Source organism: Amnibacterium kyonggiense (genome assembly GCF_004364555.1).
Lineage (GTDB): Bacteria > Actinomycetota > Actinomycetes > Actinomycetales > Microbacteriaceae > Amnibacterium > Amnibacterium kyonggiense.
On sequence record NZ_SOAM01000001.1, the window covers coordinates 551,913 to 573,672 of the forward strand.

Below are 21,760 nucleotides of genomic sequence, written 5' to 3' on the forward strand. Positions count from 1 at the left end.
CGACTGCTGCGGCTCCGATCCCGGCTGCACGAGCCCGTGCTCGCCGCATGAGCCGCTTCGCCCGGGGTGCCGGCGTCCCGTACACTCGTCCACGGTGGCGTGTCCGAGCGGCCGAAGGAGCATGTCTCGAAAACATGTGATGGTGCAAGCCATCCGTGGGTTCAAATCCCACCGCCACCGCGTGTGACGAACCCCCTTGAACCGCATCCTGGTGCGGATCGAGGGGGTTCGCTCGTTGAGGCGAAGGGGCGTCTGCCCACACTTTGCCCACACTTGTGCGAGCCAGCCCGTCGTTGAGGCGGACGGCCACAAGGTCGAGGTCGTCGTCGAACAGGTCGGCGTAGACGTCGAGCGTCATCGCGGCGGAGGCGTGGCCGAGCATCCGCTGCACGGCCTTGACGTTCGCGCCGCACTGGATTGCGAGGCTCGCGGCAGTGTGCCGGAGGTCGTGCGGCGTCATCCGGGGAATGCCCGCCCGACGGACGGCCTGACTGAACCAGCCTCGGCTCGACTCGTCCGTCCTCGTGCGGCGGAGGTAGCCGCCGTCCTCAGCGGTGAAGACGAGCTCCTCGGCCGACTTGCCCGCGCACTGCTGCGCGAGCGCCGGACCGAGCAGCGCCGGAAACGGCACTGATCGGCGCTTGTGCGTCTTCGGCGTCCCGACCTCGATCCGGTCCGCGACCTCGACCGCGTTGACGGTGACGTTGATACGCCGGCGGCCGAAGTCGATGTCCTGCACTCGCAGGCCGACTGCCTCACCCCAGCGGAGTCCGCAGTACGCGAGGACGAGCACGAACGTGCGCTTATCGCCGCACTCGAGCGCGAGGTCGCTGACCTGCTCGTGCGTCAGGTAGGTGTGGGCTTTCTTGTTCTTCCGCGGCATCTTCACGCCGCGAGCAGGGTTCGATGAGATGCGTCGGTCGCGCGCGGCGACGTCGAGGATCGAGGCGAGCACGCCGTGCGCGCGAAGGACAGTCGTCGCGCTGCGGCCCTCGCTGATGTCGGCGACCCACTCCTGCACGTCGCTGTACTTCACTGCCGACACCGGCGTGGTTCCCCACCGCGGTTCGACGTAGAGCCGCCACGCGATCTCGACTGGTCGGACCGACGACGGCTTCAAGTGGGTCTGGAAGCGAAGCCATGCCGCGCCCAGCACGCCGATCGTCTCTCGAGTCGCTGTGGCATCGACGAACTCCCCGCGAGCCATGGCCACGTTCACTGAGGCGAGGAACAGCTCGGCCTCACGCTTCGTGCGGAACCCGCGCTTGTCCGTCTGCGACCGATCAGGCTTCCGATACCGGACCCGATACCGCTTGCCCGCCGCTGTGTCGTACGCCGAGATCGCACCCATACCGACCGCCTGTCATCTCGCTCACCCGCCGATGCTTCTTCGCGTCCGCAAACCCACCGCTTCACACCGCGCCGATCGCACCACCGCTCTCCGACAGTCCTCGCCCTTGACTGAAATCGCCACCCCGCGTCATCTCACCTGACACCGCTCCCGCCCCCATCCCCTCCTGCTCTTGTTTTGCCCTGTCCTGGCCTGCCACCTGCACTTCCGAACCACCCTCAGTCAGCAACGCTTTTCTGCTGAGTGAGGGTGGTTCGGAAGCCGCGCCAGCGGAGGTGGCAGGCCAGGACAGGGCAAGACGCCCGAAACCCCTCGCTAGACCCCTCGCGGCCGACGAGGTACTCAGCGAGGGGTTTGTTCCAGGGTCTCGGCTGACGATCGCTACTCCATGACGCTGGCTCGGACGGTGCGGTATGCCGCGTTCGTCCGCTCGAACCGCTGTTTCAGGTCCTCGGCGACTGGCCTGAAGCCTTCGCTGCTTACCACCCGATCGAGCCAACTCGTGATGTCGAGCGGCGCAAGGCCAGCCTCGGTCAGCACCTGAAACGACACCTGGTCCTCGAGGCGAGCCTCCTCAATTCGGACTGGGACGAGTGCGCCGACGTTGAGTTCGATCCTCGAGTCTCCCCATGCCCTGCCAGACGGAGTGCTCTCCCGCACGACTGACGGAGTCAGACCAGCCAGCCGACGCTGCGTCTGTTCGAGACGCGGCCACTCCTGCTCCAGCCTCGCGAGAGCGACGACGGCGGCGTTCTCGGGCAGGAGGCGTGCCCACTCCTCAATGGGTTGGTCTTTGAGTGCCTCGCGCAGGTTCTGCACCGGGTGGTAGATCCCCAACCCGCCAGGCACCATCTCTAGGCTCGGTTCCCCGAAGTGCGGCCGCAAAAACACACGAAGCCTGTTCCAATCATCGAGCGCCGCACGGCGCGCATCAGCGCGGTCATGGCGCAGCTGAAGCCACCAGACGGCGAGCGCGACGAGCGCAGCCGTCAGGCCAGCGTTGAGCAGGTCGGGGACGAACTGGCTCCAATTCGGCGGGAACATGTCTCCGCCGTCGGCGAGGACTGCACTTCGGACTAGCACTCGGGCGAGTCTGCCGACGTGATCGGTCGTACGACGAGCGCCGCTCCGAGGAGCTCGGCGCTCTACTCGGGGTCGCCGGCGGTGTGCTCGAAGCCACCGAGCCGCCCGAGTGACTCGGCCGGAAGCGCTTCAAAGAGGCGGTGGCACTCGATCCACAGTTCCTTGTTGGCCTCGGCGAGCTCGACCAACCAGAAGCAGGCGATCTCGGCGTCGGCGTCGGTCTTGAAGGCCGGCACAGTGCTCCACGCCAGGGCGCCTGCCTCGGACTCGCGTTCAGAGGGGCGCCACGAAACCAGGAGGGACGTCCCAGCTGGATGCGCATAGGCGCTGAGCTGCTCGTAGATGGCGCCGAAGCCGAGCAGCCGGCTCTCGGCGGCCTTGATGATGCGCCCGATCTTTAGCCCGTGAGCATTCGGATTGGTCGGGTCGAGCTGCGAGATGCGTTCGGGCGCGATCTTCAGCCACACCAGCATGGCGGCGTTCTCTGAATAGCTTCGGAGCAGGGTGAAGGCGGTGAACGGGTTGTTCTCCTCGATAGCCCTCAGCGCACCGCGGTGGAATGCCTCAGCACGCGCGAGTAACCCAAGCAGGACCATTCGGGGCATCGTGAGATCCGACTCGCTGCATTCAACCTCTCTTGCAGCGGCTGCCCGCAGGTCCTTGAGAGCTCGACGCCCCGCGTTGATTCCTGAAGCCCTGTCCTCGATCCCCCGCTGAGTCTTCATCTCAGGCGTGGCTGGAACCCCCTCACGCATGAGACCGAATGTAGGCGGTGCGAGCGAGTCGAGCTCGACGGACTGCGCTGTCTCAGATTCCTGCCCCCGAGACATCTCACTTCTCTGCTTCTGGAACGGATGACACGCGACCGCGCACGCCGCTCGACTCGCCGGCGCGCTAGGTCGGTGTTCCGTCCTGCGGTAGGGCGACAGCGGCAACGCGGGTCAACGGCTGGCCCGCAGGGCGCTGAGCGCGAGGTCCACGAAGCGGTCGGCGGCCGGACGACCTCGGCTCCGCAGACCATCGGTCACGCCTCGTCCGGCTCGGAGGAGAAGGACGAGGTCGTCGACGGCGATGTCCGGTCGGACCTCGCCATCGACTCGCGCTCTTCGCACCAGGTCGTCCAGCAGCAGGAGGAGTTCGCGGCGATGCTCGATCAGACCAGACGGAAGCATCGCCGACGCCTGCAGCGCCTCCACGAAACCTCGGTTCCGAGCGGACAAGGTGACGAGCTCGCGCATGATCGCACGCAGTCCCCGCCATGCGTCCGGGTCGCTGCTGCCGCGGAGAACGATCCGCCGGCAGGCCCGCATCTCGGATGCGAAGGCCTCGTCGACGAGGGCCTCTCGGGTCGGGAAGCGGCGGTAGAGCGTCGCTGATCCGACCCCCGCGCGGCGGGCGATCTCGGTCGTGCCCACGCTGAGGCCGCGTTCCGCGAAGAGCGCCCGAGCTGCTGCGACAATCCGATCGCGGTTCTCACGGGCGTCAGCACGCAACTGGGACGAAGCGTCCGTCATCGATCTCACTTCCCTCCCCGACACGCTCGCGCGCCTTACCGTCCTCCGCAGTATCGAGCAGACGGAGGAGGCGCGATGCGCGCAGTGGTCATCGAGACGTTCGGCGCACCGGAGGGCCTGAAGGCGGTCGAGGTGCCGGGCCCCGTGCCCGGCGCCGGGCAGGTGCTGATCCGGACCGAGGCGATCGGTGTCGGCGGCGTGGACGCGATGATCCGCCGCGGCACCCTCGGTCCAACGTACCCACCGGGGATGATCCCCGGCAGCGAGGTCGCGGGAGTCGTCGAGGCCGCAGGCGTCGACGTCGATCCTGCTTGGATCGGCACGCGCGTCTGGGCGTTCACGGGCACGAGCGGCGCCTACGCCGAGTTCACGCTCGCGAATCCGTCGGACATCGTCGCGCTGCCCGACGAGGTCCGCGCGTTCGACGCGGTCACGATCGGCAGCGCCGGCGTCGTCGCGCACTTCGCCCTGGCGCACGCCCACTTCTCCCCCGGCGAGTCGGTACTCGTCCGTGGCGCAGCCGGCAGCATCGGCATCGCCGCTGTCGAGCTCGCCGCAGACAGGGGCGCGAGCACCATCGCCGTCACCACCTCCTCACCGCAGCGCGGACAGCGTCTGCGCGCGCTCGGCGCGACGCAGGTGCTCGACCGTCATGGCTTCGACGACTCCTCCGAACCGGGCTCCTTCGACGTCATCATCGACATCGTCGGCGGATCAGCTCTGCCCGGCTTCCTCGACCGTCTCGCACCGAACGGGCGCCTCGTTCTCGTGGGCGCGGTCGCCGGCTACCCGCCCGCCGACTTCAGCACCTCGCTGCTGCGGGCCTTCCAGCAGTCCCGCTCGTTCAGCACCTTCAGCCTCGCGACCGTCCCCGTCCAGGAACGCGACCGAGTGCGCGCCGCACAGCTCGCCACCGCAGGGCTGAGCGGCAGGCCGACCCCCGTCATCGATGACGTCCTCCCCCTCGCCCACGCAGCAGAAGCACACCGCCGAATGGACTCCGGCACCGTCTTCGGCCGCCTGGTCCTCGACCCCGGCGCCACGCCCTGACCGACGGAGGCACCGAAGGCCGACTGTCTCACAGCCCTGCTCGCGAGACGCGATGCCCCTGGACTCAGGCGAGGAGCGTCAGGCGGGTGTGTCCCGGATTCGAGGCGTAGTCGACCAGGTAGAGCTTCTCCCGAGCGGTCATGCGGGTAAGTAGTTCCCGCAGAGGGACGCCCGAGACGGGGTCGGTCATCAAGAAGTTCCTCGTGTCCTCCTACGACACGAGGAGAACTGGCATCTCCTCGACGCCCTCGACGTGGAACTCGTTGGTCACCAGGGCAGCCTGACGCGATCACCTCGACCGCACCCAGGAGCGTCTCATCGTTCAGCTCGTGAGACGTCTCACTCCCCTACTTGCGAGACTCGGCCGACCCCGAAAGGCGGGCTGCCAGGTCGCGACCAGATCACCGATGATGAATGCACGATGAGTCTTAACGTCGCGAGCGCGGTGGTGCTGTTCGCTTGGGGTGCGCCTCTTGCGGCCCTCGGCGGGTACATCTGGCGTCGCGCGACTCAGATGGCTGCTGACCGAGTCGCCACCGATGAAGAAGAATCTGGTGGCAGTTGGCGCTGGTACTGGCCTTGGCAGCGCACCCAAAAGGCCGTTCGTTCCGACGCAGTGATATGGGGTCTCGCGGGTATCGTCTTGCTGGCCGCGGCACTTCTAGAAGTGCTGAGGGTAGGCCCACCCCTTTTCTAGCGCGGTATCGCTGCCCTGGAAGGCGTGCGTTGCCGCGGGACCTCCGGGCGTATCCACGCCCGGAGCGCTGCGTCGCCTGGCTGCCATCCGGCATCGAGCTGAGTAACCTGCTGGTGAGTCCGTGCTGGCCCGCCGGATGACGAGGGAAGACAGGCACAAAACAGGCACGCTCGCCGCGAGATGCCGCGCGGTTCGGCGACTCTATCCGTCACCGACACGGATGCGCTGATCAATGAGCAGTCTTTCCATCGAGCGAGAAGTTGTCACCGCCTTCAACTGCGTCAAAAAATCGAAGGGCCACCTTCACCGATGCTCGGCCGGGGCCATCGCTGGACGCCGGTCGACCGAGTTCTTTTGTTTCCTCATCGGCCGATCCCACCCCTTCTACTGGGCGGATGCGATTTGGTGCATAGTTCGGGTGCTCTGCGTTGGCTCGCTGCGCACGCGGGTGAGAGCGGCCGCAGTGAGCAGGCCCATGATGCGGTCGAGGCCGGCATCGCTGCTCATCGAACTCCGACGCGCTGCGCTGATGTGCCGCTGCAGCGGAGTCCGGGTTCGGAGGATGCGGACGCCGGGCGGTACGGCAGCGATCGTGAGGTCGGGCATGAGCGCGACCCCGATTCCAGCGGCGACCAGCTCGAGCTGTGCGGCGAAGTCCATCGACTCGGCCACGACCTGCGGCCGGAACCCGGCGAGACCGCACGCTCGGTCTGTCATCTCGAAGCAGGTGAGGCCGCGGGTCGGGGTGATCCATCGGTGGTCGGCGAGGTCGGCGAGATCGACCTCGTCGGTGGCAGCCGAGTCGTCGGCGCGAATGGCCAGCCAGATTGGCTCGCTGACGATGGCCTCGATGTCGGTGCCGGGCACTCGTGGCCTTGGCACGTTCGAGTACTCGTGGATGATGGCGAGGTCGGTCCGTCCGGCGTGCAGTTCGAGGATCGCTTCCTCCGGCTCGGGTGTCCTGAGTGAGATCTCTGTGCCGACCTCATCCTCGAGGGAGGCTGCCCAGGCATCGGCGACGAACGTCCGCGCCGCGGAAGGGAAGGCGGCGAGCCGGTAGTGCCCGGCCGCTCCGCGCCGGATCGAGTCGATCTCCAGCTCGGCTACGGACAGCCGGTCGACGAGTTCTCGCCCGTGCGCGGCGAGCAAGCGACCAGCGGGCGTCAACGCGAGGCGACGACCCTGTCGTTCCGTCAGCGCGACCCCGAGCTCCCGCTCGAGTGCGGCGAGCTGCATCGAGATCCCCGGAGCGGTCAGCTGCAGCTGGGCGGCGACAGCGGCGATCGTGCCGAGCCGTTCCAACTCGGACAGCATGCGTAGCTTCCGCACATCGAGCATCAGGCAAACTTAGTAGTGCAGTCATGAAGATTCAGTTGTCATGAGTAGTAGGTTGCGCCGATCGTGAACAGGTGAAGATCGATCGCGGTGTGGGCGCGGGTCTCCTAGTGGTGCTGCTGTGGGCGAGCGCCTTCCCGGCAATCCAGGTCGCCGTGCCGCGACTCGGTGCGATAGGCCTCTCGTTCGTCCGGCTTGCCGTCGCGATGGTCGCGCTGCTGCTCATGGCATCGGTCAAGCGGGTCCGGATCCCGAGGGCGAGGGACCTCGGGTGGATCGTCGCTGCCGGTTTCTTCGGGATGACGGCGTACCAGCTGCTGCTCAACGGCAGTGAGCTGGCGGTGCCGGCCGGTACCGCCAGCATCATCGTCGCCGCCGCGCCGCTCGTGTCCGTGCTGGTCGCCAGGCTGCTGTTCCAGGAGCGCATCGCGCTCCGCACCGTGATCGGCAGCATGATCGCATTGGCCGGTGTGCTGATCGTCTGCCTCGCCCGAGCCGGCCTGTCGCTGTCCGCGTCGGTCTGGATCGCGGTGGCCGCCATGGCCGTGCAGGGCATCTATCACCCGCTCCAGCGACCTCTGCTTCGGACCTACAGCGGATTCGAGGTCGCGACCTACGCCATGATCGCGGGCACGGTCATGACCCTGCCGCTCGTCCCGCTCGGGTGGCACGAACTCATTGGCGCCTCCTCCGGCGGTTGGATCGCCGCGATCTACCTGGGCCTGCTTCCCTCGGCCGTCGGGTTCGTGCTGTGGGGCTATGCCGTCGGCCGACTGCCGGTCGCCGCATCCACCTCGCTGCTCTACCTCGTGCCACCCGTCGCCGTGCTCATCGCCTGGCTCTGGCTCGGCGAGCTCCCGCTGGTCATCGAGCTGCTCGGGGGACTCGTCGTCGTCGTCGGAGTCGTCGTCATCTCGCAAGGAGGCCGCATCCTCGCTCGCATCCGCACCCAGACGCAACGGAGGTCGAGACCACGACCGGGCGATCAGCGCACCGAAGCAAGCAGAGTTTGACGATGAGCGCTGCGCCCCGCTGGCTTGCCCACATTTTGCCCACACATTCAAGCGGAGCGGTGAGATCCGGTGAGATCCGGTGCGATCAGAACAACTGGTCAGAGGCTACTTCTGGGATGTCGCTCGACCTGGTGGGAACGACCTGATCGAGTTCAAATCCCACCGCCACCGCGTCTGACGAACCCCCTCGACCCGCACACCGATGTGGATCGAGGGGGTTCGTCGTCCGCTCGCGAAGACCGGCTGTGGTGACTCGCGCCGCACCGGACGGCGAGCTCGGCGGCTGCGGTCGGGTGCTCGCCGGCCGTCAGCGCAGCGCGTGGTGGGCGACGACCGGGCGGTGCCCGGCGCCGGTCGCCTGCACGAGCATCGATTGTCCGATGAGCGCAGGGGACGCCCAGGCTGCGCTCGCAGAGGTCGCGACAGGACCATTCGGGCGACGTCCGTGCCGAGGGATGACGCGCTTCAGAAGTCCTGGTCGGGCAGCTCGAACGCCGAGATGCGCGTGCGCATGGAGGCGAGGGCCTCCGCGTTGTCGGGCTCGGGCAGCAGCGACTCCGTGCTCTCGGCGACCAGCGTGACGCCGGCGTTCAGCAGGAGGTGGAGGCGGACCTCCTCGCCGTCGACACCGAGCGCCCGAACCGCGACGTCGTCCGCGCCGCCCGTTCGCCCGAGGTGGGCGGCGTAGCGGACGAGGCAGTCGGCGACCTCGTCGCCGATCAGGAGCGACTCGCCGGCGACGCTGAGGTGCTGCATTCCCGGACCGTACGCGCCGTACGGATCCGGAACAGCGGGTTGACCTCGCATGGTCGCGCCGGCGCCGCGATCCGTGCACGGTCGGGGTCGCCGGGTGGCCGAGCGGGCGAGGAGCGCCCTACCATCCCAGCAGCGACGGACCTCCAAGGAAGCGAGCGGGCGACGAGCGGCACGGCATACGTCTCGGTGGCGGCACGGACGACCGACCCCGATCAGGCGGAGACGTTGATCCGCGGGAACACCGGCGTGTACTCGGTGGCCCCGGCAGAGGCGGCGTCCTTCTCCTTCAGCGTCGTGCGGGGCGGCGACGCCCGCGGCATGACGAGCCGGTTCGCCTACGGCGCCTCGTTCGAGACCGAGAACGTCCACGACGTCTTCACGATCGCCTCGGTCGTCGAGGGGTCGATGCGCTGGGAGATGGGCGACGTCCGCGGTTCGGAGGTCGACGGCCCCTTCCTCCAGGCCCCCGGCGTCCGCATGCGCACCTCGGGCTCGGGGGTCGCCGCCGAGGGCGTCGCCCTGCCGAGCGGGTTCCTGCACGATACGGCCTGTCAGGTCTACGCCCTCGACGAGGTCGATCTCCGCTTCGCCGCCCCGCGCGCCATCGACGCGGGTCGGGGGCACCTGTGGCTGAAGCTCACCGCGCTCGCCGCGTCCCTCCGCGACTCCGGAGCGCTCGCGAACGAGCTGATCCGGGCAGCGGTGCTGCGGAACCTCGCCGTCGGCGTCCTCGAGTGGTTCCCGCTCGCCGTCGACCCGAGGGCGACCTCCCGGGTCTGGCGAGCCGAGTCGCAGCTGCGTGCCTACCAGCGCGCGCGGGACTTCCTCGACGATCACGCGTCGCTGCCGATCACCGTCGACGATGCGGCGCAGCACGTCGGCGTCCCGACGGCGGTCCTGATGCGGGCGTTCGCGGCGCACGCGCCGCTCGGGCTGAGCCCGGCGCAGTACCTCCGGCGCAGCCGACTGGCCGCGGCGCACCGGGACCTGGTCCGCGGCGACCCCACGCGCGGCGACTCCGTGCGGGAGATCGCCCTCCGCTGGGGGTTCGCGCACCCGGGACGGTTCGCCGCGCAGTACCGCGCGGCCTACGGCCGGAACCCGAGCCGGGTGCTCGCCCGGTGAGGGCGGAGCGCTCCGCGGACGAACCGCTGCGCGTCGTCACCGGCGACGCCGAGCTCGCGACGGAGGTGTTCCGTCGGGCCTTCCCCGGCATCGGGCTCCGCCGTGCTCCGGATCGGCCCGAGTTCCACTTCGACTACCGGCGGGTGGGCGACGGGCTGCTCGCCGTGAACCGCCTCCGGCTGCGCGGAGCCGCCGAGGGCCGCGGCGTCATGACGGAGGTCGTCGGCGCCGCCCGCATCCGCGGCGGTCGGTTCGGCCTGGAGTACGGACGCACGACGATCGACACCGCAGCGCCGTACCTCCGCCCGCCGGGAGAGTCGGTCGCGATGATGGTGGATGTCGAGGTCGAGCTGATCGAGGTGGATCCGGTCGCGTTCGCCCTCGCGGCGGAGCGACTGCTGGCGGGGAGCGGTCGTCACGTCGTGCTGCCGTCCGTGCGCGCGGCCGCCCCGGCGTCGCCCGACCTCCTCCCCGCGTGGATGCGCATCTGCGACCACGTCGCGGCGATCGCCGCCGACCCGCACGCGTTCGCGTCGCCGCTCGTGCGCGCAGGGCTGCTCGAGCTCGTCGTATCGGGACTGCTGGCGACGTTCCCGCTCACCGACGAGCGCACCTCGGCCGCGGGGACGCACGTGCACTCCGCCGCGATCCGCCGGGCCCTCGCCCACATCGACGAGCACAGCGCCGAGCCCCTCACCGTCGGGGAGATCGCGGCTGCGGCGCGCGTCTCGATCAGGGGGCTCCAGAGCGCGTTCCGGCGCGAGCTCGGCGTCACCCCGCTCGAGCGGCTGCACACCGTCCGGCTCGCAGCGGCGCGGGAGGACCTGCTGCGCGCGGATGCGACCGCGGGCACCACGGTGGCCGAGGTGGCGCACCGGTGGGGCTTCGGGCACGCCGCGCGGTTCGCCGCCCGCTACCGAGCCGTCTACGGCGAGGCGCCGTCGCACACGCTGCGCCGCTGACGCGCGATCGGCCGACCTGTTCGCACTGGTTGCCGGACTCCGGCCTGTGGTACCCAGGACCATGGCCGATGTCGGAGCGCTCCTGCGCGCGAACCTGCACGACGTCTTCGGGAACCGGGACGCCGACGCGCGGCGTCGCGCGATCGAGGCGACCTTCGCCCCCGACGTGGTCTTCACCGATCCGGACGAGTCGGTCACCGGCTGGGACGCGCTCGAGCGGAAGGCGGCCGGCCTCATCGACGGCGCGCCGCCCGAGTTCGCCTTCGTCGACGCCGGGCCGGCCTACATCGCCGACGGGATCGGCGTGCAGGCGTGGGAGTTCGGTCCGGCCGGTGCGCCCGTCGCCCGCGGCGTCGACGTGATCACCGTGCGCGACGGGCGGGTGGCGGAGCTCAGGACGGTGCTGGCGGGCTGACCGCCCGCTCCGGGGCGACCTCGGCCAGCCGGGCCCGGACCGCCGGGAGGAACGCGGCCGCCCAGACGCGGTGGCCCCGGTCGTTCGGGTGGAACAGATCGCCGGCGGCGTTGCGCACGGCGATGATCGGGCCGCCCTTCCGCGTCTCCGCGTGCAGCGGCGCCAGCGTCAGGCCGTGCTCGGCGACCACCTCGCGCACGATGCGGTTCGCCGCCGCGACCCGGCGGCCGACCGGCAGCGGACTGAAGCTCGGCAGGTCGGCCACGATCGTGCCGGGCGGGAGCGCGGCGCAGATCCGGCCGAGCTCCTCCCGGAACCGTTCCGGCTCGAACGACCAGACGTCGTTCGCGCCCACGTCGAGCGTGCAGACGAGCGGGACCTGCCGCTTCGGGAGGCGGTGCAGCTCGTCGGCGATGACGACTGCACAGGTCGCGCCGTCGATGGCGAGGTTCCTTACGCGCACGCGCTTCCCGGTGATGCGCGCGATCTCCTCCGCCACGATGCCGACGTAGCCCCGCTCCGGGGTCGACGCCCCGAGCCCGAGCGCGGCGGAGTCCCCGAGCGCGACGTAGAGCACCGCGTCCGGGTCCGCCTTCCCCCGCTCGCCCCAGTGGACGTGGTGGGCGGGGATGCGGTTGGTGAGCAGCACCGTCCACGCCGCGCGGTGCCGGGCGAGCCACAGCAGGTACCCGGCCAGGCCGGCGCCGGCGACGAGCGCCGCGACGCCGAGCCGCCTCACTTCGGCACCCCGATCGCGGCGAGCCGGCCGCCCGTCGCCGTGAGCAGGTCGGCGCCCGTCAGCTCGATGTCGAAGCCCCGCCTGCCGCCGGAGACGTAGATCGTGTCGAAGTCCTGCGCGGTCGCGTCGAGCACGAGCGGCAGCCGAGTCCGCTGGCCGAGGGGGCTGATGCCGCCCACGACGTAGCCGGTCTTCCGCTCGGCGACGTCCGGCGGCGCCATCACCGCCCGCTTCGCGCCGACGACCGCGGCCAGGGACTTCAGGTCGAGCATCGCCGACACCGGCACGACCGCCACGGTCAGCCGTCCGTCGGCCTCGACCACCAGCGTCTTGAACACCCGCTCCGGCGGCGCGCCGAGCTCGCGGGCCGCCTCGAGCCCGTACCCCTCGACGAACGCGTCGTGCTCGTACGGGTGCGGCACGTACGGGACCCCGAGGCGGTCGAGCGCCTGGGTCGCGGCCGTGGTCGGCGCCTTCTTCGTCACCCCGTGATCCTCCCGCGGGTTCCTGCCGTCGGCCTCAGGTCTGGCAGCGGGGGCACCAGTAGATCTCGCGGTCCATCGCGCCGCGACCGGGCTGCACCGGGTCGCCGAGGGTGCCGCCGAGGATCCGGGTGCCGCAGCGCCGGCACGGCTGCCCCGTCCGGCCGTAGACCCAGTCCTGCTTCCCGCGCCGGACGTCACCCGTGAGCGTGCGCTCGACGCGGTTCTTGTTGGCCTCGAGCGTCCGCTTCGCGAGGCCCACCATCCGTGGGAGGTCGGGCACGGCCGACACCGGCCGCGTGGGCAGGACGCCGCGGAGGAAGCAGAGCTCGTTCCGGTACACGTTCCCGACGCCGGCGAGGTTCCGCTGGTCGAGGAGCGCAAGCCCGATCGCGCGCTCCGGGTCGGCCTCGATGCGCCGGATCGCCTCCGCCTCGTCCCAGTCGGGACCGAGCAGGTCCGGACCGAGGTGTCCGACGACGTCCTCCTCCGCGTCGCGCGGCAGGACCTCGAGGACGCCGAGCGCGAAGCCGACGGCCTGCCACGGCTCGGTGCCGAGCACGATCCGCGCCTCGAACGCCGGCCGCCGCCACCGGGTGCCCGGCCGGTAGAGGTGCCACGTCCCCTCCATCTTGAGGTGGGAGTGGATCAGCGCGGTCTCGGTGCGCAGCAGGAGGTGCTTGCCGCGGCTGCCGACCGACTCGACGCGCTCGCCGGTGAGGTCGACGGTGGCGTACTTCGGCACGCGGACGTCGCAGCGCGTCAGCACCTCGCCGGCCAACGCCGCTTGGAGGTTGTGCGCCGTCCGGTAGACGGTGTCGCCTTCAGGCACGAGCGCACCCCGTTCCGCGCCGAGCCTTCGGCGGTGTCCCGCTCCGCTCGCTCACGAGGCGCGCAGCCGGAGGCCCTTGGGGGTGGCTGCGAACCCCGCTGCCTCGAGAAGCTTGCCGAACGGGCTGCCGAGCGCGAACTCCCCGTCGACCTTCTCGACGACCAGCTGCGGGACGCCGCCGGCGCGGACGAGCGCCGCGAGTCCCTCCGCGGCGCGGCGGTGCGCGCCCTCGTCCGGGCGGAGCAGGAGGACCGTCCGGCCGCCGCGCTCGACGTAGGCGACGAGCTCCCCGTCGACGAGCACCACGAGCGCTCCGGCCTTGCGACCGGGCCGGTGCCCCTCGCCCTCCGGCCACGGCAGCGCCGCGCCGTAGGGGTTCGCCGGGTCGGCGGCCGCGAGGACGAGGACCGATGGATCCTCCACCTCCGTGCCCGCCTCGCGCGTGTGCGTGCGGAGCAGGTCCACCGTGCCGGCGGTCGAGAACTGCGCCGCGCCGAGGTGCTCGACGAAGTAGCCGCGGCGGGCCCGGCCGGCCTCCTCGAGCGCGGCGAGCGTCTTGTAGACGAGCGCGAACCCGCCGACCACGCCCTCCGACTGCACCGAGCCGCGCGTGACGACGCCGTACCGGTCGAGCAGCACCTCCGCCGTGGCGGCGGCCCGCACGGTGGCGTCGGTCTCGGGCAGCGGGAGGATCGCCCACCGGCCCGCGGCGGCGGGAGGACCGGAGCGGACCGGCATGGCGGGGCGCCCGCGGCCGCGGTACGTCCGCGCGCGCGGGGCCCGGCGCTGCGTCCGGTGCGCCGTGTGCCCGCTGCCGGTGAGCGCGCGGACCGGCGCGAAGGTGTCGTTCGTCACGAGCCCGTCCCAGACGAGGTTCCACAGCGCGGTCGTCAGCGCGCCGTCGTCGGTCGCCCCGACCGTGTCGGCGAGCTGGCGGAAGAAGAACGCACCCCCGCCGCCGAGGGTCGCGAGGACCTCCTGCTCGAGCGGGGTGCGGTCCCCCTCCTCGAGCGCCTGCAGGGTCACCGGGAGCGCGTCGGCGAGGTGCAGCGCCACCCAGCCGTCGTTGCCCGCGAGGCGGCCGGTGCCCGACCAGACGACCTCGCCGGTGGCCGTGAGCTCGTCGAGCATCGCGGGGGAGTAGTCGCGGACCCGCGACGGGAGGATCAGCGACTCCCACGCGGACGCGGGCACAGGGACGCCGGCGAGCTGCTCGATCACCGTCGCCACGCCGTCGACGCCGCGCAGCGCCTTCGCCCCGACGTGCTGCCAGCTCGGGAGGAAGCGGGCGAACGCGGCCTGCTCGACCGGCTCGACCTCCTTGCGCAGCGCCGCGAGCGAACGGCGGCGGAGGCGGCGGAGCACCTCGACGTCGCACCACTCCGTCCCGGTGCCGCCGGGTCGGAACTCGCCCTCCGAGACCCGGCGCTCGTCGGCGAGGCGCCGGAGCGTGTCCGCGACGACCGCGACGCCCACTCCGAGCCGCAGGGCGGCGGCCGCGGCCGTGAACGGTGCGTGCGTGCGCGCGTACCGGCCGACGAGGTCGCCGAGCGGATCGGCGACGGGCTCGACGAACGCGACCGGCACGCCGATCGGCAGCGGGACGCCGAGCGCATCGCGCAGGCGGCTCGCGTCCTCGATGCCCGCGATCCAGTCCTCACCGCCCCACGAGGCGCGGATGGCGCGATGCGCGGCCACGAGCTCGGCCGCCAAGGCGACCGCCTGCTCGCTCGTGGCGGGGACCTGCGCGACGTGCAGGCGGGCGGCCAGCTCGTCGACCGTGAGCGGGCCGAGGAGGCGGAGGAGATCAGCAGCGCCCTCGACGCCCGACAACCGGCGGTCGGCCGCGAGCCGCTGCAGCTCGCGCTCGGTCGACTCGACCACGCCGGGGTCGAGCAGCTCGCGCAGCTCGACGCGGCCGAGCAGCTCGGACAGCAGCGTGGAGTCGAGGGCGAGCGCCTGCGCCTTGCGCTCGGCGAGCGGGCTGTCGCCCTCGTAGAGGAAGGCGCCGACGTAGCTGAAGAGGAGGCTGCGCGCGAACGGCGACGCCGTCGGCGTCTCGACCTCCACGACGCGGATCGCCCGCGCCTCCAGCCCCGCCGCGAGCTCCTTGAGCGACGGCAGGTCGTAGACGTCCTGCAGCACCTCGCGGATCGTCTCGAAGATGATCGGGAAGGTCGGGTACTTCTTCGCGACGTCGAGCAGCTGGCTCGCGCGCTGCCGCTGCTGCCACAGCGGCGACCGGCGCCCCGGGTTGTAGCGGGGCAGCAGCAGGGCCCGGGCCGCGCACTCGCGGAACCGCGACGCGAAGATCGCCGACGAGGTGACCTCGGTCGTCACGATCTGGTCGAGCTCGTCCGGCTCGAACAGGAAGAGGTCCGCCCCCGGGGGCTCCGCGTCCGTGTCCGGGACGCGCAGCACGATGCCGTCGTCGGCGGCCATCGCCCCGTTCTCGATCCCGAAGCGCTCGGCCAGTCGAGCGCTGACGGCCAGCGCCCACGGGGCGTGCACCTGCATGCCGAAGGGGGAATGCAGCACGATGCGCCAGTCGCCGAGCTCGTCGCGGAACCGCTCCAGCACCAGCGTGCGGTCCGACGGCACGGCGCCCGTCGCCTCGGCCTGGTCCTTCACGAAGCGCAGGAGGTTCGCCGTCGCCCGGCGGTCGAGCCCGATCCGGCCGGCGAGCGTCTCGGCCTCCTCGTCCTTCGACGCGGCGAGCGTGCGCTGGAACGCGCCGACCGCGCGGCCCAGCTCCGCGGGCCGCCCGAGGCCGTCGCCCTTCCAGAACGGGACGCGACCGGGCTCGCCGAACGCCGGCAGCACGAGGACCCGGTCGTGCGTGATCTCCTGGATGCGCCAGCTGGTCGCGCCGAGGCTGAAGACGTCGCCGACTCGGGACTCGTAGACCATCTCCTCGTCGAGCTCGCCGACGCGGTTGCCTCCGCCCTCCCCACCGGAGACCAAGAAGACCCCGAAGAGACCGCGGTCCGGGATGGTTCCGCCCGAGGTGACGGCGAGCCGCTGCGCGCCGGGTCGGCCCGTCAGGGTGCCCGCGTCGCGGTCCCAGACGATCCGCGGCCGCAGCTCCGCGAACTCGTCCGACGGGTACCGACCGGCGAGCAGGTCGAGCACGGCCTCGTACGCGGAGCGGGGGAGCGCCGCGAAGGGTGCGGATCGGCGGACGGTGTCGAACCAGGCCTCCACCTCGAGCTCGTCGATCGCGCAGGCGGCGACCGTCTGCTGCGCGAGCACGTCGAGCGGGTTGGCGGGCACCCGCAGGGCCTCGATCTCGCCCGCGAGCATCCGCTCGGTGGCGACGGCGGCGTGGATGAGGTCGGCCTGGTGCACCGGGAACACCACGCCCGTGCTGATCTCGCCCACCTGGTGCCCGGCGCGGCCGATGCGCTGCAGGCCGCTCGCGACCGACGGCGGCGCCCCGACCTGCACGACCAGGTCGACGGCGCCCATGTCGATCCCCAGCTCGAGGCTCGAGGTGGCGACCACGCAGCGGAGGCGCCCGGACTTCAGGTCGTCCTCGATGAGGCCGCGCTGCTCCTTGGAGACGGAGCCGTGATGCGCACGCGCGAGCACCTCCGTCGCGCCCCGCGTCGAGCCCGAGGAGGCCATGACCGCGGCGGGCGCCGGTGCGCCGCGGGCGGCGAGCGCGGTCGCGAGCGCCGGCTGCGCGCCGGACGACGCCTCGGCCGGGGCGGCGGCCGCTTCCGCGGCCTCCTGCGCCTCGATCCGCTCCTGGTACTCCTCGTTGAGGCGCGCGGTGAGGCGCTCCGCCTGTCGCCGCGAGTTCGTGAAGACGATCGACGATCGGTGCTCGAGGACGAGGTCGGTGATCGCGGACTCGACGTAGGGCCACATCGAGCCGGTGCGCTGCGGCAGCGGATCGTCGGGGTCGAACACGTCCTGGGCCGCGGACCCCTCGTGGGGTCCTGAGGCACTCGAAGGGTGCGGGACGGCGGCGTCCGTGGGCCCGGGCCACCCGCTGCCGAGGTCCGGGTCGCTCATGTCCTCGACGGGCACCGCCACGGTCAGGTCGAACGTCTTCTGCGCCTTCGGCGCCACGACCGTCACGGGGGAGCGGCCGCCGAGGAACCGGGCGACCTCCTCCACCGGCTTCACGGTCGCGGACAGGCCGATGCGCTGCGCGCGCCGCTCGAGCATCGCGTCGAGCCGCTCGAGCGAGAGCGCGAGGTGCGAGCCGCGCTTCGTCGCCGCGACGGCGTGCACCTCGTCGACGATCACCGTGTCGACGTTCGCGAGCGTCTCCCGCGCCGCCGAGGTGAGCATGAGGAACAGCGACTCGGGCGTGGTGATCAGGATCTCGGGCGGGTCGTTCGAGAGCTGCCGCCGCTCCGACTGACTCGTGTCCCCGGACCGGACGCCGACCCGGATCGGGGGCGGGGTGAGGCCGAGTCGCTTCGCGGTCTGGGTGACGCCGACGAGCGGGCTGCGGAGGTTGCGCTCCACGTCGACGCCGAGCGCCTTGAGCGGCGAGATGTAGAGGACGCGCGTGCCCGCGGGGGCGTCGGCGGGCCGGGCGGCGAGCCGGTCGATCGCCCACAGGAAGGACGCGAGGGTCTTGCCGGACCCGGTCGGGGCGACGACGAGTGCGTGCATGCCCTTCGCGATCGCGGTCCAGGCGCCCTCCTGCGCCGCAGTGGGCGCGCGGAAGGCGCCGACGAACCACTCGCGGGTCGCGGCGCCGAACTCGTCGAGGACGGAGGACATGGTCGAAGGATTGTGCCTCGCCCCTCCGACACTCCGGTGCGAGCGGGAGACGCCCTCGTCGACGGCGGATTCCCCCGGATCCGCGCTCGGACGCGGCGCATCCGGGGGCCGCCGGGTAGAAAGGGGGCATGAGCAGCGTGCGCACGCCGGATCCGAACCCGGGATGGCTCGGCGAGGAGGAGCTCGCCGCCATCCGTCAGCGGCTCCCGCTGCTCTACGTCGAGGCCGTGCCGGTCCGCACCGACGGCATGGGCCGCGTCACCGAGGTCGGCCTCCTGCTGCGGGTCGGCGCGAGCGGCACGATCGCCCGCACGATCGTCTCCGGACGCGTGCTCTACGGCGAGACGCTGCGGGACGCGCTCTTCCGCCACCTCGAGAAGGACCTCGGGCCGATGGCCTTCCCGCAGCTGCCGGCGAGCCCGCTGCCGTTCCAGGTCGCCGAGTACTTCCCGACGCCGAGCCCGAGCCAGTTCACGGACGAGCGGCAGCACGCCGTCGCGCTCGCGTACGTCGTGCCGGTGACCGGCACGTGCGACCCGCGGCAGGACGCGCTGGAGCTCACGTGGATGACGCCCGAGGAGGCGGCCTCCGAGTCGGTGGCGCAGGAGATGGAGGGCGGCCGCGGCGGCCTGGTGCGCGCGGCGCTCGCCTCCGTCGGCCGGCTGCACTGACCGCTCGCCGACTCCCCGCGGTTCGCGTCCGCGCCGGTCGCGCGTCCCACTACGGTCCTCGACGTGCTGACGACCGCTGCTGCCGCCACGCCCGTGTTCACCGTGTCGCTCGCGTCGGCGGTGACGATCGCGGGCGGGGCGCTCGCCGTCGTCGACTCGGCGTTGCGCTTCCGGCGGCCGGGCGGCAACGCGCTCCTCGCGATCCTCGCCCTCGTGATCGGACTGCTGCTGCTCGTCCGCGTGTTCGGACCGGTGCAGACCTACGTCTCGACGTCGATCCCGGTGCTCTACCTCGCCGTCGCGCTCACGGTGGTGCTGCTCGTCGAGCTGCTCGTGAAGGCCGCGCGGAAGTCGGGCATCCTCTGGCTCACGATCGTCGCGACCCTCGTCTGCGGCGTCGCGGCGGTGATCGCCTTCCTCAAGGTCGGCTGACCTCCCGGATCCGCATTCCGTTCGCCGATCCGCAGAAGTCGGTCGACACGCCGGTCCAGGAGCGCCCGAGGACGGCGTGTCGCGCACGAACTGCGGATCCGGGAACGGGTCACGCGGCGTCGGGCACGCGCTCCTCGTCGAAGCCGGGGGCGAGCTGCTTCAGCCGCAGGCCGCGCCACTGCCACAGCGGCCACAGCCCGGCCCAGATCCCGGGCGTGAGCGGGCCAGCGTCGAACTCGAGCCGGTCCCGGTACAGGGTCGCGGTCGGGTCGTCCGGGTGGGGCGCGACCGCCATGCGGTGGTACCAGGAGCGGAACAGGGCCGGGACGCCCTCGGTGCCGCGGCCCGCGTCGCGCACGATCCGCACGCCCTCGTGGGTCGTCGTGTCGAGCGAGATCGAGATCTCCTGCTCGCCGAAGGGCACGAAGCCGGCCGCGAGCAGGGACACGGGGTGGTCACCCGGCTCCCAGCGCGGCGGGAAGCCGCCGTCCTCCCGCGACGTGTAGGCGAGCCAGGGGCCCGCGACCTCGCGCATCACGGTGGGCGACTGCAACGCGCGCCAGGCGGCCTCCGGCGCGCAGTCGAGGCGCTCCTTCAGCATCACGACCATCCGCATGGCGTCAGTATCCCGGTCGCGCCCGGACGGCAGCAGGAGGCGTCAGCCGTGGGAGCGCTCGGCGATCCAGTCGAGCGCGACGCCGCCCTGCAGCCGCTGGAACGCCCGGATGCCCGCCATGCCCTCCGGCTCGGGCGAGAGCGATCGGTGGAGGAAGTAGCCGGCGAGGGCCGCGAGGACGGCGTCGATCCCGTGCGGGTCGACCCCGGCGAGGACCGGGTGACGCAGCGCGCGGTCCGCGTCGCCGCCGAGCCGACGGACGTCGAGCGCGTAGGTCAGCGCGTCGAACCACGGCTTCCCCTCGAGCGCGTTCGGCCAGTCGATCAGCAGGGCGGTGCCGTCCTCGCGGATCAGGACGTTGTCGGGGCGCAGGTCCCCGTGGACGAGCCCGTCCGCCGCGACAGCGTCGCCCGCACGGGCGGCGAGGTCGGCGAGCGCCCGCACCGCCGTCGCGCCGCCCTCGACGACGTCGCTCCGCCCCTCGGCGAGGAGGCGGGTCCAGTCCGCGGCGCCGTCCTCGAGCGCGTCCCGGACGGTCTCGGTCGCCCTGGGCACCGCCGCGGGCATCGGCACCGGCAGGCGGCCGACGGCGTCGAGCACCGCGTCCGTGTCGGCGTCGGAGCGGGGATCCGGGTGGCGCCCGTCGACGTGCTCCACGACGACCGCGATCCAGCCGTCCGACTCGACCGCGCCGCCGAGGCGCGGAGCGACCTCCGCGTCCCCGAGCGCGGCGAGCACGGCGGCCTCGCGGCGGTGCATCTCGACGGTCTGCGCGTTCACGGCGGCGCTCGCCGCCTTCGCGAAGGCGCGGCGGCCGTCCTCGAGCCGCAGGACGTCCGCGGAGCCGGGCGACCAGCCGCCGGCCCGGCTCTCGGCCGCGACCACCCGCGAGCCGAGGAGCGTCTCGACCGCCGACCGGATCGGCTCGGGCACGTCCGACCAGCGCGATCGGGGCGAGGAGCGCTGCATCCCTCCAGTCTCCATCCCGCGAGAACCGGCCCAGGAGGAATGCCGTCGGATGCGGCAGGGTTCCCCCGAGGACGAGACCCCAGGAGGAGGACGTCATGAAGGCTGTGGTCGGAGACACCGTGATCGCGGAGGCCCCGAAGGAGGACCTGATCTCCATCGAGGGCAACTGGTACTTCCCGCCGTCGAGCGTGAAGGGCGAGCTGCTCGAGAAGAGCCCGACGCCGTACACGTGCCCGTGGAAGGGCGAGTGCCAGTACTTCACCGTCGACGTCGACGGGCAGCGCCTGCAGGACCGCGCGTGGAGCTACCCGACGCCGTACGCGAGCGGCATCGAGCGCGTCGGCAAGGACTTCAGCGACTACGTCGCGTTCTGGAAGGAGGTCCGGGTCACCGACTGACCCGGATCCGTCCGCTGCGGGGGCTCCCCGCTGCTGATCCGCCCGTGCGCACCGGCGGATCAGCAGCGGAGGGCCCCCGCAGCGCGTTCGGAGTCAGCCCCGGGAGGACTCCGCCGAGCGCCAGGTGATCAGCGACGCCCTGCTGAAGCGGCGCGAGCAGAGTCCGCACGAGACCTCGCGCGACGGCCGGCGGAACCGCCGGTGCTCGTGGCCGGCGGGGCACGAGCCGATCCACGTCGCCCGGTCCTCCGCGATCGGGTGGTCGTGCAGCCTCGAGCCCGTGTAGCCGATGGCCTCCGCGCGCGCCCGCCAGCGCGGCCCGTGGGCGGCGCGATGCCCGGCCAGCGCGTGGGCGACCTCGTGGAGGAGCACCTGGCGCACCTCGTCCTCGTCCGCCCGCGCGGCGAGGTGCCGGGACAGCGTGATGCGTCGCTCGGCGTGATGGCAGGCCCCGGCCCGGCGCACCGCGCGGTCGAAGCCGAACGACCAGCCCTTCCCGGCCAGGTGGGCGGCCAGCAGCCCTTCCGCCATCCGGGTCACGTCCGTCTCGAGCACGCGGGGAGCGTAGGCGCGACCT

General features: G+C 71.9%; 21 protein-coding genes, 1 tRNA gene and 1 pseudogene. 9 read left to right on the forward strand and 14 right to left on the reverse strand.

Features of this window, described 5'->3' with window-relative positions:
- The first annotated feature begins 93 nt into the window (after window positions 1-93).
- Window positions 94-180, forward strand: a tRNA-Ser gene (locus tag CLV52_RS02890).
- A 208-nt stretch (window positions 181-388) separates the two neighbouring features.
- Here CLV52_RS02890 and CLV52_RS02895 read toward each other — a convergent pair.
- From CLV52_RS02895 to CLV52_RS02910, 4 genes and pseudogenes are all read right to left on the reverse strand, one after another.
- Window positions 389-1,351 (reverse strand): annotated as a pseudogene (locus CLV52_RS02895) (tyrosine-type recombinase/integrase); the annotation flags it as partial.
- A gap of 381 nt (window positions 1,352-1,732) precedes the next feature.
- Window positions 1,733-2,395, reverse strand: a complete 663-nt coding sequence (locus CLV52_RS02900) for a hypothetical protein (protein ID WP_133764676.1) — start codon at window positions 2,393-2,395, stop codon at window positions 1,733-1,735.
- A 101-nt stretch (window positions 2,396-2,496) separates the two neighbouring features.
- Window positions 2,497-3,030, reverse strand: coding sequence for a hypothetical protein (locus CLV52_RS02905; RefSeq protein ID WP_133764678.1), 534 nt, complete (start codon window positions 3,028-3,030; stop codon window positions 2,497-2,499).
- A 345-nt stretch (window positions 3,031-3,375) separates the two neighbouring features.
- On the reverse strand, window positions 3,376-3,948 hold the full coding sequence (locus tag CLV52_RS02910) for a TetR/AcrR family transcriptional regulator (protein ID WP_133764680.1): 573 nt from the start codon (window positions 3,946-3,948) through the stop codon (window positions 3,376-3,378).
- A gap of 75 nt (window positions 3,949-4,023) precedes the next feature.
- On the opposite strand from CLV52_RS02910, the gene CLV52_RS02915 reads away from it, so the two are divergent.
- On the forward strand, window positions 4,024-4,998 hold the full coding sequence (locus tag CLV52_RS02915) for a zinc-binding dehydrogenase (protein ID WP_133764682.1): 975 nt from the start codon (window positions 4,024-4,026) through the stop codon (window positions 4,996-4,998).
- Between the two features lie 64 nt (window positions 4,999-5,062).
- On the opposite strand, the gene CLV52_RS19015 is transcribed toward CLV52_RS02915, so the two are convergent.
- Both CLV52_RS19015 and CLV52_RS02920 read right to left on the reverse strand, forming a co-directional pair.
- Window positions 5,063-5,188, reverse strand: coding sequence for a hypothetical protein (locus CLV52_RS19015; protein WP_281276041.1), 126 nt, complete (start codon window positions 5,186-5,188; stop codon window positions 5,063-5,065).
- A gap of 891 nt (window positions 5,189-6,079) precedes the next feature.
- Complete coding sequence (locus CLV52_RS02920) at window positions 6,080-7,033, reverse strand: LysR family transcriptional regulator (RefSeq protein WP_133764684.1); 954 nt, start codon at window positions 7,031-7,033, stop codon at window positions 6,080-6,082.
- 71 nt (window positions 7,034-7,104) lie between these two features.
- Here CLV52_RS02920 and CLV52_RS02925 point away from each other — a divergent pair, with 71 nt between their 5' ends.
- Window positions 7,105-8,043, forward strand: coding sequence for a DMT family transporter (locus CLV52_RS02925; protein ID WP_133764686.1), 939 nt, complete (start codon window positions 7,105-7,107; stop codon window positions 8,041-8,043).
- 465 nt (window positions 8,044-8,508) lie between these two features.
- Here the strand turns inward: CLV52_RS02925 and CLV52_RS02930 are convergent, their stop codons facing one another.
- On the reverse strand, window positions 8,509-8,799 hold the full coding sequence (locus tag CLV52_RS02930; RefSeq protein WP_133764688.1) for a hypothetical protein: 291 nt from the start codon (window positions 8,797-8,799) through the stop codon (window positions 8,509-8,511).
- Window positions 8,800-8,985: 186 nt separating this feature from the next.
- On the opposite strand from CLV52_RS02930, the gene CLV52_RS02935 reads away from it, so the two are divergent.
- From CLV52_RS02935 to CLV52_RS02945, 3 genes are all read left to right on the forward strand, one after another.
- The gene (locus CLV52_RS02935) at window positions 8,986-9,924 is read left to right on the forward strand and encodes a helix-turn-helix transcriptional regulator (RefSeq protein ID WP_211342592.1); all 939 of its coding nucleotides are present in this window, start codon (window positions 8,986-8,988) and stop codon (window positions 9,922-9,924) included.
- Entirely contained in the window at window positions 9,921-10,886 is a 966-nt protein-coding gene (locus CLV52_RS02940) for an AraC family transcriptional regulator (RefSeq protein ID WP_133764690.1), read from the forward strand. The genes CLV52_RS02935 and CLV52_RS02940 overlap by 4 nt, the downstream gene beginning before the upstream one ends.
- Before the next feature lie 61 nt (window positions 10,887-10,947).
- The gene (locus CLV52_RS02945) at window positions 10,948-11,301 is read left to right on the forward strand and encodes a nuclear transport factor 2 family protein (protein ID WP_133764692.1); all 354 of its coding nucleotides are present in this window, start codon (window positions 10,948-10,950) and stop codon (window positions 11,299-11,301) included.
- Here CLV52_RS02945 and CLV52_RS02950 read toward each other — a convergent pair.
- From CLV52_RS02950 to CLV52_RS02965, 4 genes are read right to left on the reverse strand one after another with little or no spacing between them, the layout of a single operon-like run.
- Window positions 11,279-12,040 (reverse strand): SGNH/GDSL hydrolase family protein, encoded by a 762-nt coding sequence (locus CLV52_RS02950; protein ID WP_133764694.1) that lies wholly within the window; start codon window positions 12,038-12,040, stop codon window positions 11,279-11,281. The two genes, CLV52_RS02945 and CLV52_RS02950, sit on opposite strands and share 23 nt — an antisense overlap.
- Window positions 12,037-12,525: a Cys-tRNA(Pro) deacylase gene (gene ybaK, locus CLV52_RS02955; RefSeq protein WP_133764696.1), complete on the reverse strand. Its 489-nt coding sequence runs from the start codon at window positions 12,523-12,525 to the stop codon at window positions 12,037-12,039. The genes CLV52_RS02950 and ybaK overlap by 4 nt, the downstream gene beginning before the upstream one ends.
- A 34-nt stretch (window positions 12,526-12,559) precedes the next feature.
- Window positions 12,560-13,354, reverse strand: a complete 795-nt coding sequence (locus CLV52_RS02960; protein ID WP_133764698.1) for a DNA-formamidopyrimidine glycosylase family protein — start codon at window positions 13,352-13,354, stop codon at window positions 12,560-12,562.
- A 51-nt stretch (window positions 13,355-13,405) separates the two neighbouring features.
- The gene (locus tag CLV52_RS02965) at window positions 13,406-18,097 is read right to left on the reverse strand and encodes an ATP-dependent helicase (RefSeq protein WP_133764700.1); all 4,692 of its coding nucleotides are present in this window, start codon (window positions 18,095-18,097) and stop codon (window positions 13,406-13,408) included.
- Window positions 18,098-18,225: 128 nt separating this feature from the next.
- Here CLV52_RS02965 and CLV52_RS02970 point away from each other — a divergent pair, with 128 nt between their 5' ends.
- Both CLV52_RS02970 and CLV52_RS02975 read left to right on the forward strand, forming a co-directional pair.
- Window positions 18,226-18,768, forward strand: a complete 543-nt coding sequence (locus tag CLV52_RS02970; protein ID WP_133764702.1) for an NUDIX hydrolase family protein — start codon at window positions 18,226-18,228, stop codon at window positions 18,766-18,768.
- Window positions 18,769-18,831: 63 nt separating this feature from the next.
- A complete protein-coding gene (locus CLV52_RS02975) occupies window positions 18,832-19,200 on the forward strand; it encodes a hypothetical protein (RefSeq protein WP_133764704.1) in 369 nt (122 codons plus the stop codon).
- 109 nt (window positions 19,201-19,309) lie between these two features.
- On the opposite strand, the gene CLV52_RS02980 is transcribed toward CLV52_RS02975, so the two are convergent.
- Together CLV52_RS02980 and CLV52_RS02985 are read right to left on the reverse strand one after the other, a co-directional pair.
- Window positions 19,310-19,816, reverse strand: a complete 507-nt coding sequence (locus CLV52_RS02980) for a hypothetical protein (RefSeq protein WP_246017934.1) — start codon at window positions 19,814-19,816, stop codon at window positions 19,310-19,312.
- 42 nt (window positions 19,817-19,858) lie between these two features.
- Entirely contained in the window at window positions 19,859-20,785 is a 927-nt protein-coding gene (locus CLV52_RS02985) for a phosphotransferase (protein ID WP_162850690.1), read from the reverse strand.
- A 95-nt stretch (window positions 20,786-20,880) separates the two neighbouring features.
- Here CLV52_RS02985 and CLV52_RS02990 point away from each other — a divergent pair, with 95 nt between their 5' ends.
- Window positions 20,881-21,183, forward strand: coding sequence for a DUF427 domain-containing protein (locus CLV52_RS02990; RefSeq protein ID WP_133764708.1), 303 nt, complete (start codon window positions 20,881-20,883; stop codon window positions 21,181-21,183).
- A gap of 93 nt (window positions 21,184-21,276) precedes the next feature.
- Here CLV52_RS02990 and CLV52_RS02995 read toward each other — a convergent pair whose 3' ends face one another.
- Complete coding sequence (locus CLV52_RS02995) at window positions 21,277-21,738, reverse strand: SprT-like domain-containing protein (RefSeq protein WP_133764710.1); 462 nt, start codon at window positions 21,736-21,738, stop codon at window positions 21,277-21,279.
- Window positions 21,739-21,760 lie beyond the last annotated feature (22 nt).